At 62.7% G+C, this 11,932-nt stretch carries 10 protein-coding genes; 5 read left to right on the forward strand and 5 right to left on the reverse strand.

The features are described 5' to 3' along the window. The first annotated feature begins 358 nt into the window (after positions 1 to 358). From ABCN56_RS04535 to ABCN56_RS04550, 4 genes are all read left to right on the forward strand, one after another. Positions 359 to 1,504, forward strand: coding sequence for an amidohydrolase/deacetylase family metallohydrolase (locus tag ABCN56_RS04535; protein WP_343079575.1), 1,146 nt, complete (start codon positions 359 to 361; stop codon positions 1,502 to 1,504). A gap of 174 nt (positions 1,505 to 1,678) precedes the next feature. Next, on the forward strand, positions 1,679 to 2,803 hold the full coding sequence (locus ABCN56_RS04540) for a DSD1 family PLP-dependent enzyme (protein ID WP_343079576.1): 1,125 nt from the start codon (positions 1,679 to 1,681) through the stop codon (positions 2,801 to 2,803). Between the two features lie 176 nt (positions 2,804 to 2,979). Continuing rightward, on the forward strand, positions 2,980 to 3,897 hold the full coding sequence (locus tag ABCN56_RS04545; RefSeq protein WP_343079577.1) for a LysR family transcriptional regulator: 918 nt from the start codon (positions 2,980 to 2,982) through the stop codon (positions 3,895 to 3,897). Between the two features lie 128 nt (positions 3,898 to 4,025). Next, entirely contained in the window at positions 4,026 to 5,165 is a 1,140-nt protein-coding gene (locus ABCN56_RS04550; protein ID WP_343079578.1) for an alanine racemase, read from the forward strand. A 24-nt stretch (positions 5,166 to 5,189) separates the two neighbouring features. On the opposite strand, the gene ABCN56_RS04555 is transcribed toward ABCN56_RS04550, so the two are convergent. From ABCN56_RS04555 to ABCN56_RS04575, 5 genes are all read right to left on the reverse strand, one after another. Continuing rightward, positions 5,190 to 6,260 (reverse strand): ABC transporter ATP-binding protein, encoded by a 1,071-nt coding sequence (locus ABCN56_RS04555; protein WP_343079579.1) that lies wholly within the window; start codon positions 6,258 to 6,260, stop codon positions 5,190 to 5,192. A gap of 40 nt (positions 6,261 to 6,300) precedes the next feature. Further along, positions 6,301 to 7,131: a carbohydrate ABC transporter permease gene (locus tag ABCN56_RS04560; protein WP_343079580.1), complete on the reverse strand. Its 831-nt coding sequence runs from the start codon at positions 7,129 to 7,131 to the stop codon at positions 6,301 to 6,303. Beyond that, the gene (locus ABCN56_RS04565; RefSeq protein ID WP_343079581.1) at positions 7,121 to 8,029 is read right to left on the reverse strand and encodes a carbohydrate ABC transporter permease; all 909 of its coding nucleotides are present in this window, start codon (positions 8,027 to 8,029) and stop codon (positions 7,121 to 7,123) included. Before ABCN56_RS04565 ends, ABCN56_RS04560 begins: the two co-directional genes overlap by 11 nt. A gap of 80 nt (positions 8,030 to 8,109) precedes the next feature. Beyond that, complete coding sequence (locus tag ABCN56_RS04570) at positions 8,110 to 9,342, reverse strand: ABC transporter substrate-binding protein (RefSeq protein ID WP_343079582.1); 1,233 nt, start codon at positions 9,340 to 9,342, stop codon at positions 8,110 to 8,112. Positions 9,343 to 9,630: 288 nt separating this feature from the next. Continuing rightward, a complete protein-coding gene (locus ABCN56_RS04575) occupies positions 9,631 to 10,506 on the reverse strand; it encodes an NAD-dependent epimerase/dehydratase family protein (RefSeq protein WP_343079583.1) in 876 nt (291 codons plus the stop codon). Between the two features lie 281 nt (positions 10,507 to 10,787). Here ABCN56_RS04575 and ABCN56_RS04580 point away from each other — a divergent pair, with 281 nt between their 5' ends. Beyond that, positions 10,788 to 11,927: a hypothetical protein gene (locus ABCN56_RS04580; RefSeq protein WP_343079584.1), complete on the forward strand. Its 1,140-nt coding sequence runs from the start codon at positions 10,788 to 10,790 to the stop codon at positions 11,925 to 11,927. The last annotated feature ends 5 nt before the right edge of the window (positions 11,928 to 11,932 follow it).

Below are 11,932 nucleotides of genomic sequence, written 5' to 3' on the forward strand. Positions count from 1 at the left end.
TTGACCTGGCGGAAACCGGCATCCGCAGCCTTCGATTGTGACCGCCGTCCAGCTTCCGGATGGATCCGGCGCCGGAGTTCTTCGTTGTCTGTTCAGGTCCGGCACCCGGTTCAGTGTCGGGGACAGAGAGAAATTCGCACCAATGCTGTTTTGGTATCTTGCGATGCCCCGGACGCATGCGGCCGCCGACGAGCGCCAGACTATGAAAAAAAGGTATCGGGTGATCCGAAGACGGCATTTGTGGTTTGCTGGAGATTGGCATTCGCTGACTCGTCGGCCGGTGATCGCATAGGTCACGAATGCCACGGAAAGATGGATGCCCCCGAAGGCTGGGGTTGCGGCAACAGGATGAAAACAAATGTATGATCTGCTCCTAAAGGGTGGCCGGGTGATAGACCCGTCGCAGGGCTTGGACGGCACCTTCGACGTTGCCTTCGAGGGCGGCAAAGTGGCCGCCGTGGAAGCGGGCATCGATCCCTCCAGGGCACGTGATGTTCGCGACGTATCGGGCAAGATCGTCAGCCCCGGCCTGATCGACCTGCACACCCATGTCTACTGGGGCGGCACGTCGCTGGGCGTCGACGCGGACACCATTGCGCGTCGCAGCGGGACGACGACCTTCGTCGATGCGGGCAGCGCGGGCGCGGGTAACCTTGCGGGCTTCCGCAAGCACGTGATCGAGCCGTCCGACCCGCGGATCCTGGCCTATCTCAACATCTCGTTTCCGGGCATCTTCGCTTTCTCGAAGACCGTGATGGTTGGCGAATGCGAGGATCTCCGCCTTCTGGATGCGCGCGAATGCCTTCGCGTCGCGCGCGAGAACCTCGACATCATCGTTGGCATGAAGGCGCGTGTCGGCTTCCGTGCCAGCGGCAATTCGGGCCTCGCGCCGCTCGCCCTGGCCATCGAGGTCGCCGATGAGCTGGGGCTTCCGGTCATGGCGCATATCGACAACCCGCCGCCGACCCGCGACGAGGTGCTCGGGATCTTGCGCCCCGGGGACATCCTGACCCACTGCTTCCGCCCCTTCCCCAACGCGCCGATCCACGGCGACAACACCATTCGGAAGGAAATCATCGAGGCGCGCGAACGCGGCATCATCTTCGACATCGGCCATGGCTATGGCGGATTCAGCTTCCGTTCCGGCAGGGCAATGCTGGCGGAAGGCATCAAGCCGGACGTCCTGAGCAGCGACGTGCACGTGATCTGCGTCGACGGGCCTGCCTATGACGTTCTGGCGGTCATGTCGAAATTCATGGCGTTGGGCATGACCTTGACCGAGGTGATCGCCGCCACGACAGCAAATCCGGCCCGGGCCCTGCGCCGCGATGACATTGGCACGCTGCGCGTCGGGGCGGCCGGGGATGCGACGATCCTCGACGAGGCAAGCGGCAGCTTCATCCACACGGATGTCATGGGGGACACCATCACCTCGGACACACGACTGGAACACCGCGGCATCATCATCGACGGGAAGTGGTGGCAGGACGGCGCCGGAGAGTGAGAAGTGCCGACCGACTGCGGGATTCCTGCCGGGCCTTCCTTGGCCGCCGACACGGAAGATGCCAGTTTCCTATCGGCTGATGCCAAGTTTGCATGTGCGCAAGGGTTTGGCGGCGGTTAGCCTAGGCTTGATCGGTGGGCGCATGGCCTGCCGCCGCAACTGCGAGGAACTCCCTTGATCCAGTGCCCGGCCGCGCGCATCGGCGACCCAATCGACGAGATCGACACCCCTGCGCTGGTGGTCGATCTCGACGCTCTCGAAGCCAACATCCGCAAGATGAGCGCCTTTGCCGCCGAAAACGGCGTGCGCCTGCGGCCCCACGCAAAGACCCACAAATGCTCTGCGATCGCGCGTTTGCAGATCGAAGCTGGAGCCGTGGGCATCTGTTGCCAGAAGGTCAGCGAGGCCGAGGCGATGGCCAATGCCGGCATCACGGACATCCTCATTTCGAACGAGGTCGTCGGTCGACGCAAACTCGACAGGCTGGCCGCGTTGTCGAAACGGATTCGCGTGGCGGTCTGCGCGGATAATTCTGATAACGTCGATGACATCGATGCCGCCGCCGCGCGGTTCGACACGGTAATCCCGGTTCTCGTGGAAGTCGACGTGGGCGGCGGTCGCTGCGGCACGCACCCGGGTGAGGCCTCAGTCGCGGTGGCGCGCCACATTGCCGCCTGTCGGAGCCTGCGATTTGGCGGCGTGCAGGCCTATCACGGCCCCGCGCAGCACCGGCGCAGCTTTGACGAACGGCGGGAGCTGATCCGGAAAGCGGGCGAAGATCTGGCCCGCACGGTCGACATGCTCGCCTCCGAAGGTCTGACCTGCGAGATCGTTGGCGGAGCCGGAACCGGCAGCTACGCGTTCGAAACCGCAAGCGGAGTGTGGAACGAGCTTCAGGTCGGATCATATGTGTTCATGGACCATGATTATGCGTTGAACCTCGGCTCCGATGGTTCTCGGGTCCAGGAGTTCCACCACAGCCTCACCATCAGAACCACGATCATGAGCACTCCGACGCCGGATCGCTTGATCACGGATGCTGGCCTCAAGGCGTACACGACCGATTGCGGCCTTCCCGTGCTGGCGGATCTCCCCGGGGCGGAGGTTCTCAAGGCCTCCGACGAGCACACGACTATCAGCATCGCCCGGCCCGAAGATCGCCCCTCGCTGGGCGGCGCCCTTCACCTGATCCCGGGCCACTGCGATCCGACGGTGAACCTGCACGACTGGATCATCGGAGTGCGCCGGGGACGGGTCGAGTGCCTCTGGCCGGTGGATGCGCGCGGGGCGCTTTTCTGACGCGCGATGGATAGCGAAAGAAGTGCCTCCTGCCGGCCAGGAGCCTCCGTTAAACGTTGCGGCTCATGGCGGCGCGACAGTTCGTCCCGCGAGGGATCGGGTGCGACAGATGGACAGGTTCGCGGAAGACTGGTCTAATCACAGCGCGATAGTCCCCTGGAAAGCCAAGTCCAACGATGGAAAGCCGCTGGCTCGAAGACTTCCTCAGCCTAGTTGAAACGCGAAACTTCTCGCGCTCAGCCCAGGCAAGATACACGACGCAGCCGGCCTTCAGCCGGCGGATCAAGAGCCTTGAGGAATGGGTCGGCGCGCAACTCTTCGACCGCGCGTCCCAACCCATAACCCTCACCGCCGCGGGAGAGCGATTCCGCCCCGTCGCCGAGGACGTTCTGCGGCGTCTCTACCAGGGGCGCGAGGATGCCCGGCGGATCGGAGAGAGTTCGGCCAATACGATCCGTTTCGCGGCGACCCACAGCCTTTCCCTGAACTTCTTCCCCGGCTGGCTTCGGTCGATCGAGATGCGCAGCCATGCCTTCAACACACGTCTCGATACCGTGCAGTTCCAGGAATGCATGCAGATGCTGCTTCGGGGTGAATGCCATTTCGTCTTGAGCTACACGCACAAGACCATCCCGATGCACCTTCCGTCCGAACTCTTCACGGGAAAGGTCGTGCTCAAGGACAGGCTGGTTCCGGTGACCCTGCCAGATTCCGCAGGGCAGCCGATCGACTTGCTGCCCGGGACGGAAGACGAGCCCGTGCACTATCTGGCCTATTCGGAGACCTCCGCCATCGGCAGGGCCGTGGAACAACTCATCGCGGACATGAAGGAGCCGGTCTACCTGACGCGGGTGTTCGTGTCGCACATGGCGGCCGTCCTGAAGCCCATGAGCACCGAGGGGCGAGGAACGGCCTGGCTCCCGGAAAGTCATATCCGCAAGGATCTCGACGAAGGGAGGCTGGTTCTGGCGGGTGACGAGAAATGGTTCATTCCTGTCGACATCCGTTTGATCCGCTCACGCGATCCCCTGCCCGTCGCGTCCGAGGAATTCTGGTCGCTGATCGAGGTGCCGGAAGACTCCGACTGGGGCTGATGCAGGACATGCATCGGCCAAGGTGAAGCTTGCATTGGCGAGACCGGCGGCGCGCACGGTAGCATGCGTTCTCTCGGCGCGCCCAGACGCGCGCCGTTCCTTTAGCCCGAAAAACCGGAACGCGCTGAATGTCCCTTCTCGACCTCGAAACCCCCTGCCTCATTCTCGACCGGACCCGGCTTGAGCGGAATGCCAAGCGAATGACGAGGCGTTACGAAGGCACGGGGGTCCAGGTCAGGCCGCACATGAAGACCGCGAAGTCGATCTCGGTTGGCAGGATCGCCATCGAAGGCAATTTCGGCGGAGTGACGGTCTCGACGCTGAAGGAGGCGGAGTATTTCGCCGACAACGGGATCAATGACATCACCTATGCCGTCAGCATGGTTCCCGACAAATTCCCTCGCGTGGCTGCGCTCATCAAGCGTGGCGTTTCGCTCACCGCGGTCACGGATCAGATCCCCATAGCTGAAGCGACGAGCCGTCTGGCCCTGGACGAGGGTCTGGTGGTCGACATGCTGATTGAACTCGACTCCGGTGAACGCAGGGCTGGCGTCCTTGCGGAGTCCGACGAGCTGATCGAATTGGGCAAGAGGCTGCACGAACTGCCAGGGACCCGTCTGCGCGGCGTACTCACTCATGCCGGCAACTCCTACCAGGGCCGCAGCATCGAGGAGATACGCCAAATCGCCGAGGCCGAGAGGCTCTGCGCGGTCACGGCGGCTGAACGGCTGCGCGCCGCGGGCTTGCCGGCGGAAGTAGTCAGCGTGGGCTCCACCCCGACGGCCACCCATTTCGCGTCGATCGAAGGTCTGACCGAGATGCGATGCGGTGTCTACATGTTCGGGGACGTGTTTCAGTCGGAGATCCAGTCCTGCGCGTTGGACGACATCGCCGTCTCGGTTCTGGCCACGGTCATTGGCCACCGGCCCGATCTGAATAGCGCATTGATCGACGCCGGCGCGCTCGCCCTTTCAAAGGACCGCAGCACGGGGGCGGCCGGCCTTCCTGAAGACATCGGCTTCGGAATGGTAATGGACGTTTCGGGCCAGCGCCGCATCGACCGGGTCAAGGTTGGACATGTCTATCAGGAGCACGGCATGCTGGTGTCCGAGGGCAGCTTTCCGTTCGATCAACTGCCAGTCGGTTCGCGCGTCCGGGTCCTGCCGAACCATGTCTGCATGACGGCTGCGATGTACGACGGTTATCACGTCGTGAAAGGCACCGACGACTCCGAGATCGAGTTCTGGCCCCGGATCAACGGCTGGTGAGGACTTAAGGCGGGCGGCAGACAGTCAAAGACGCGTGCCGTTCGCCTCGTCGAACAGGTGGATGTGGCCCTCAGCGAAATTCAGCCGGACCCGATCGCCAGGACGGAAGTCATGCCGTTCGTTGAACACGGCGCAAACGGGAACGCCGGCAAGCGTGGCGTAGACCTGCAGGTTCGGCCCCGTCGGTTCGACCACGTCTACGATCGCTTCGTAACCCTCGCTTCCGGACGCCAGCCGCAAGTGTTCCGGCCTGACGCCCAGCACGATCGGTTGCCCGTCCGTCGCGCCGGTCGCGGCAGGCACCGCGAGCGGTGTTCCGTCCGCACATTCCAGGTGCGCGCCCTCCGCGGATTTGCGCAGGCGGCCATGGATGAAATTCATGGACGGAGACCCGATGAAATCCGCCACGAACATGTTCGCGGGACTGTCATAAAGTTCCAGCGGCGTCCCGATCTGTTCCACGCGCCCGGCATTCATGACGACGATCCGGTCCGCCATCGTCATCGCCTCGATCTGGTCATGGGTCACGTAGACGGAGGTCGTTCGAAGACGCTGGTGCAGTGCCTTGATCTCTGTGCGCATGACGACCCGAAGCTTCGCGTCGAGGTTCGACAGCGGCTCGTCGAATAGGAACACCTCAGCATCACGGACGAGAGCGCGCCCCATCGCCACGCGCTGACGCTGGCCACCGGAAAGCTGGCGCGGTGAGCGCTCCAGGAATTTGCTGAGGTTCAGGATATCGGCCGCCTCACGCACCTTGCCGTCGATCACGTTCTTCGGCTGCCGCCTGAGGCGGAGGCTGAAGCTCATGTTCTCGAACACGGTCATGTGGGGGTAGAGCGCGTAGTTCTGAAAGACCATCGCGATATCCCGGTCTTTCGGCGGCACGTCGTTGATGACGCGGTCGCCGATCAGGATTTCCCCGGACGTGACCGTTTCCAGTCCGGCGATCATCCGCAGTAGCGTGGACTTGCCGCAGCCCGATGGACCGACGAGCACGACGAACTCTTGGTCGCCGATCTCGATGTCGATACCGTGAAGAACCTTGAGCGCACCGTATTTCTTCTGCACGCCACGAATGGTGACCGATGACATTATTCTTCCCTCATGGGTTTGCCTGTCGCGAGCATCTCGTTCACTTCACCGCGCCCAGCGCCATGCCGCGGATCAGGTAGCGCTGCAGCCAGGAGAACACGATCGCCACCGGAACCGTCGCCACGACCGTCGCGGCCATGACGTGGTGCCATTCGACCTGATACCTGCCTGCGACCTGCGAATAGATCTGCACCGGCAGGGTGAAGTCATCCGACGACCGCATCATGGTCAGCGCGAGGACGAATTCGTTCCAGCTGTTGATGAAGGTGAAAATCGCGGTGACCACCATCGCCGGCACCGCGAGCGGGAGGAAGACCCGAACGAGGCTGGTGAAGTGGCTGGCACCGTCCATCCACGCCGCCTCCTCAAGATCCCGCGGGATCGAGTTGAAATAGCTTTGCAGCATCCAGACCGTGAAGGCCATGTTGAAGGCGGCGTAGGTCAGGACCAACGACATGTGGTCGTTGACCAGCCCGAATTTCATCATCAACCGGAAGAGCCCCAGCACCAGCACGATCGGCGACATCATCTGGGTCATCAGGAGAAACGTGCGATAGGCCGACTTCCCGGCGAACCGGTAGCGGGACAGCGCGTAGGCCGCCGGGATGCTGAGCAAGAGCGCGATCGCCGTGGCAAGAATGCTCACGTAGAGGCTGTTGAACAGCGCGCCGCCGAAATTGGTCTTCACCCACATCTCGCTGAAGTTGCCCCAGCGGAATTCGCTGAACCACCAGGTCGCGGGATAGACGAAGAGTTCCTCGCGCGGCCGCACGGCGGTGACAAACATCACCGCGAAGGGAAACAGGATGATCACCACCAGAGGCGACAGGATCAGCCAGTAGATCACGCTCTTGCGCAGCTTACTCGGCATCGTCGACCTCCGCCTCGGGGGCCGCGTCGGCCTCGTTGCGCATGACAAGCGCCACGTACACCGCCGTGAAGGCCAGGAGCACGAGGAACATGACAAGCGATATCGCCGAGGCCTTGCCCAGTTGGCCGAACCGGAAGGCCAGCTTGTACAGGTATGTCACGAGGATGTCGGTTCCGTTCGCCGGACCACCCTCGGTCATGACCCAGATGATCGGAAGCGAGTTGAACACGTAGATCACGTTCAGGACGATCGCGATGTTGATGAAGGGCTTCATCAGCGGAAGCGTGATCATCCGGAACTGGTCCCAGCGCGAGGCACCATCGACGACGGCGGCCTCGTAGGCGTCCTGCGGCAGGGAGGACAGCCCTCCGAGCAGGATCGTGGTCGTGAACGGGATCGAGACAAGAATTCCGACGAGGATTTCCACGGTGAACGCCAGGGGCGCCGTCGCGAGCCATTCCACGGGCTCGTTGATCACGCCCATCTGCATCAGCGACGCGTTGAACAACCCCGACCTTCCGTTCAGCGCCCAACGCCAGACCACCGCCGTCATCGTGAGCGAGATCGCCCACGGCAACATGATGATGACGCGGGCCAGGCCGCGGCCATAGAAGTCATCGTTCAGGATGATCGCGACGGGGATCGAGATCAGGAGGGTTCCGCCAACGACGACGACCGTCCAGATCAGCGTCCGCCAGAGCGACGAGTAGAACAGCGGATCGGCGAAGACCTCCGAGTAGTTGGCGGTGCCGTTGAATCCGCGAAGCTGCCCGAACCGGCTGACCTCCTGCATCGAGGTCCAGGCAAGGTCGAAGATCGGATAGCCGATGATCGTGACGGCCAACAGCAGACCCGGAAGGATCATGAAGAGCGGCATCGACCGTTGCATGGATTTCATCGACTTTTTCCCGCGCGCTCGCGAAAGGAGTTCCACCGTGGGGTCGAAGAGCGGCCGGCGGCCGCTCTTCGCATTTCAGATCACATGCCGCGGATCTTGTTGATCGCCTCGGCCGCAGCGCCGAGCGCCTCCTCCGGCGTCGCCTGACCCAGATAGATCTGCTGAAGCGCACGCACGGTCGTGTCGGCGATCTCTTCCCAGTTCGCAATCGTCGGAGCGAACTTGGCATAGGGCAGACCGGCAGCAAAGCCCGAGATGTCCGGATCGGTCTGATAATATTCCTCGGCCGCGACGTTCTTCGTGACCGGCAGGAAGCCTTCGCCGTGATCGAACTTCGAACGCCACTCGTCGGCGTAGGCGAATTCGATGAACTTCCAGGCGGCGTCCTTGACGTCGGAGTCCGCGAACATCATGAGCGTGTCGGTGACACCGTAGGTCGCCTTGGCGCTCTTCTCCGGGAACGGCATGATCTTGTAGTTCAGGTCCGGAGCTTCGGCCTTGATCTGCGGGATCAGCATCGGGAAGGTGAAGATCGTTCCGACCTGGCCCTGCTTGAACAGGTTGAACACGTCCTCGCGGCTGTAGTTGGTCGGCGACGGCTGCGTGAGGCCCTCATCGATCATCTTCTTGTAGAGCGTCGCGGCTTCGATCGCTGCGGGCGAGCCGACGCCGCTCGATCCATCCTCGTTCAGGATGTCGCCGCCATGGGTCCAGAGCGCGTAGTAGAAATACGCGTCCGTCTCGATTTCCTTGCCCTGAAGACCAAAGGCGAAAGTGTCAGGCAGCGCCGCGATCTTCTTCGAGGCTTCGTAGAGCTCGTCCCAGTTGGTCGGGGGCGTCGCGCCAGCCTTTTCGTAGAGGTCCATGTTGACCATCATCGCGCGGGCAGACGCGGCCACCGGCAGACCCATGATCTGGCCGTCGATCACGGACGGCGCCATGAAGGTGTCGATGAAGGTCGACTTGAACTCGGGCGTCAGGTAGCTATCCATCGGCTCCGCGATACCCTGGGATGCAAAGTCGAGAAGCCAGCGGGTCCCGATGATCGAGATGTCCGGGGCGCTGCCGCCCGCGATATCCGTCGTCAGGCGCTGCAGAAGGGTGTCCCACGGAACGACTTCGATGTTGATGTCGATGTCGGGATTCTGCGCTTCGAAGGCGGCGGCCACTTCTTCGAAATACGGGCCGGTCTTGGAGCTGTATTCGGCGACCGTGAAGTCCACCACGGTCTGGGCTTGCGCAACCTGGGCGAACGACAGGGCGCCGGTCGCGAGCGCGACCAGCGAGGTTAAAGTCATGCTCCGGTACTTCATAGAGTCTACTCCTGTTGAAGGTTCGGCATTGATTTGGGTTTGGGCTCCGAACGGTTCCGTCCGGCGCCCGTAAGCAGCGAACTCACAGACGAAAGTGTGCGCCCATACCGGCGGCAGAAGAAATTGATAAAACGCATGGAGGTATGAGCGCGCGGCATAACTGGCTTCGGGACAACGAATGCAGACGATTGGATTTCACCGCAATTCATTGGCCCTGAAAGAAAAATGGCGCCGGGCCCTTCACGCGCGGCGCCATGGGTGCATCCCGTCCCTGGGCTGCGCTGGCGCCTACGGCGCGCCCCAGTTGTACTGCGGCTCGTATTCCAGAACACGCCGGGCCTTCTCGATCGACAACAGGGTCTGGCGACCCTCAAGCGCGCCGCGCATCTGCACGTCCGGGAAGACCTCGCGCATCAGATCCGCGCTCGGCCGCTCCATGACCGTGTCCGCATTCGCGATGATGAAATGGTCCGCCCCCACGAAATCGACGTGGAGTGCCTTTCGGACAGCCTGCGCGCAGTCTCGGGCGTCGATGTATCCCCACAGGTTCCATTCCCGGAACCTTGGCGTGTCCTGCCAGGACGCGAATCGTTCGTAGTCCGCCGGCTCCATCACGTTCGAAAGACGCAGGCCGATGAACGTCGTCCCGGGGTTCCAGCGCTGCATCTGCCGAGCCATCTCCTCCCCGAGGTCTTTCGACAGGGAATAGGCGCTCTCAGGGCGCATCGGGTGATCTTCGTCGACCGGCGCGTAGGCCGGCGGATTCTGCGGGCTGAACGGCAAGCCGAGCGTGGTCTCGCTCGATGCCCATACGATGCGCTTGATCCCCGTGCGAAGTGCTGCGTCGAACACATTGTAGGTCGACATCATGTTGTTGCGGAAGGTGACGTCCTCCGGCAGCAGGTCTGGCGCGGGAACGGCGGCGAGGTGAACCACCGCGTCCGGCGTTGCGAACTTGCGGAACGGGTGGTCCTTTCCGCCGGTCCACTGCAAGGCGTCCATTACCTGGCCGCGATCATTCAGATCCACCCGATAGAATGGACAGACAGGATCCGAAGACGGCTGCATGTCGATGTTCAGAACTTCGTAGCCCTCATCGACGAGATGGCGGCATACCGCCCTTCCTGCCTTTCCGCTGCCCCCGGTGACGACGATGTTCTTCATGTGCGTAGCCTTCAGTTCAGGAAGTGATCCGCTCGGCAAAAGGCGGCTGGCATCGCTGGCCACCCGTTCCGACGATCGCAGATTACTATCAGCCACGCCCTCTCGCGAATTCGTTTATCGAATGCCGCCATGAGGCTTTGGCATTGGCCAAGGCCGTGCGCGTCTCTTAGCCATTGTCCGGTGGCATTCCTCTATTCACCAGTCGGACGCGTCCAGATGGACAAAAGGATGCAGCACATGCGCGATCGTCATAATCCAGCTGGCACAAGGTCGGCGATCTGATGCGGCGGGGAATCTATGTCTATCCCTGGGACCTGCAGGAAGAGGGAACCCGTGCGGTCGCGGAAAGGCTGCGCGCGGCGGCGATCGACACGGTCAGCGTGGCGACGGCCTATCACGCCGGGAAATTCCTCAGGCCACACGCGCCGAGGCGCAAGGTCTACTTTCCCGAAGACGGAACCGTGTATTTCCAGCCCCGCGCGGAGTTGTACGGACGGGTCAAGCCAGTTCAGTCGAAGCTTGCACAGGAGTTCGACGTCCTGTCCGAATTGGCCAAGGAGGCGGCGGACCTGGCCGTTTCGGGTTGGACGGTCGGGCTGCACAACACCCGCCTCGGCGAAGCTCATCCCGATCTCGTCTGCACAACCGCGTATGGGGACCCGCTCTACAATGCCCTCTGCCCCGCGCAGCCCCAGGTGCGGGAATACCTGATCAGTCTGTGCACCGATCTTGGCCGAGGAAGGGGGCTTCGCGAGATCGCACTGGAGACGCCAGGCTATCAGGCCTACCGGCACGGCCACCACCACGAATTCGAACTCGTCGAGTTGACGGAACCCGTCGAGACCCTCCTTGGGATTTGCTTCTGCCCCGCCTGTCGAAACCGGGCGAAAGCGTCCGGGATAGACGCCGAAGCGCTGTCACGTCTTGCCCGAAGCGAGCTGGACCATTTCTTCGAGTCCGGGCGGGCGCCCGAGCGTGACGTCCGGTCCGATCCCGAATGGTCGGCGTTCCACGACTTGCGCGCGAGCGTCGTGACCAGCCTCGTTGCCGAGATCCGCGCGGAACTGGATCCGTCGGTGTCCCTGGCCATCATTCCCTCCGTGCAGACGCCGAACGATCTTTGCTGGCGCGAGGGCAGCAACCTCGCGGAACTCGCGGAAACGGCCGACCGGCTGGAAGTTCCCGCGTATCAGTGCGGTGAGGAGGCGATCGCCGCGGACATGAGCCGCGTCCGCCAGGCGGCCGGTTCAACGGCCAGAATTGGCTTCATCCTGCGCCCGACATGGCCCAATGTCTCGGGTTCGGCAGAGCTTGCCACCTGCGTCGCTGCGGCCGAGGCGAACGGCGCCGAATCCGTTGCCTTCTACAACTACGGCCACATGAGGCTTCAGTCTCTGGACTGGATCGCGATGTCGCCGTGATGCCG

Origin of the sequence: Ostreiculturibacter nitratireducens (assembly GCF_032670585.1) — a bacterium.
Lineage (GTDB): Bacteria > Pseudomonadota > Alphaproteobacteria > Rhodobacterales > Rhodobacteraceae > Ostreiculturibacter > Ostreiculturibacter nitratireducens.

Excerpts from the sequence above, each read along its gene's own strand:
- ABCN56_RS04535 (WP_343079575.1), top strand. The coding sequence starts at position 359 with ATGTATGATCTGCTCCTAAAGGGTGGCCGGGTGATAGACCCGTCGCAG.
- ABCN56_RS04545 (WP_343079577.1), top strand. The coding sequence starts at position 2,980 with ATGGAAAGCCGCTGGCTCGAAGACTTCCTCAGCCTAGTTGAAACGCGA.
- ABCN56_RS04550 (WP_343079578.1), top strand. The coding sequence starts at position 4,026 with ATGTCCCTTCTCGACCTCGAAACCCCCTGCCTCATTCTCGACCGGACC.
- ABCN56_RS04555 (WP_343079579.1), bottom strand. The coding sequence starts at position 6,260 with ATGTCATCGGTCACCATTCGTGGCGTGCAGAAGAAATACGGTGCGCTC.
- ABCN56_RS04560 (WP_343079580.1), bottom strand. The coding sequence starts at position 7,131 with ATGCCGAGTAAGCTGCGCAAGAGCGTGATCTACTGGCTGATCCTGTCG.
- ABCN56_RS04565 (WP_343079581.1), bottom strand. The coding sequence starts at position 8,029 with ATGAAATCCATGCAACGGTCGATGCCGCTCTTCATGATCCTTCCGGGT.
- ABCN56_RS04570 (WP_343079582.1), bottom strand. The coding sequence starts at position 9,342 with ATGAAGTACCGGAGCATGACTTTAACCTCGCTGGTCGCGCTCGCGACC.
- ABCN56_RS04575 (WP_343079583.1), bottom strand. The coding sequence starts at position 10,506 with ATGAAGAACATCGTCGTCACCGGGGGCAGCGGAAAGGCAGGAAGGGCG.
- ABCN56_RS04580 (WP_343079584.1), top strand. The coding sequence starts at position 10,788 with ATGCGGCGGGGAATCTATGTCTATCCCTGGGACCTGCAGGAAGAGGGA.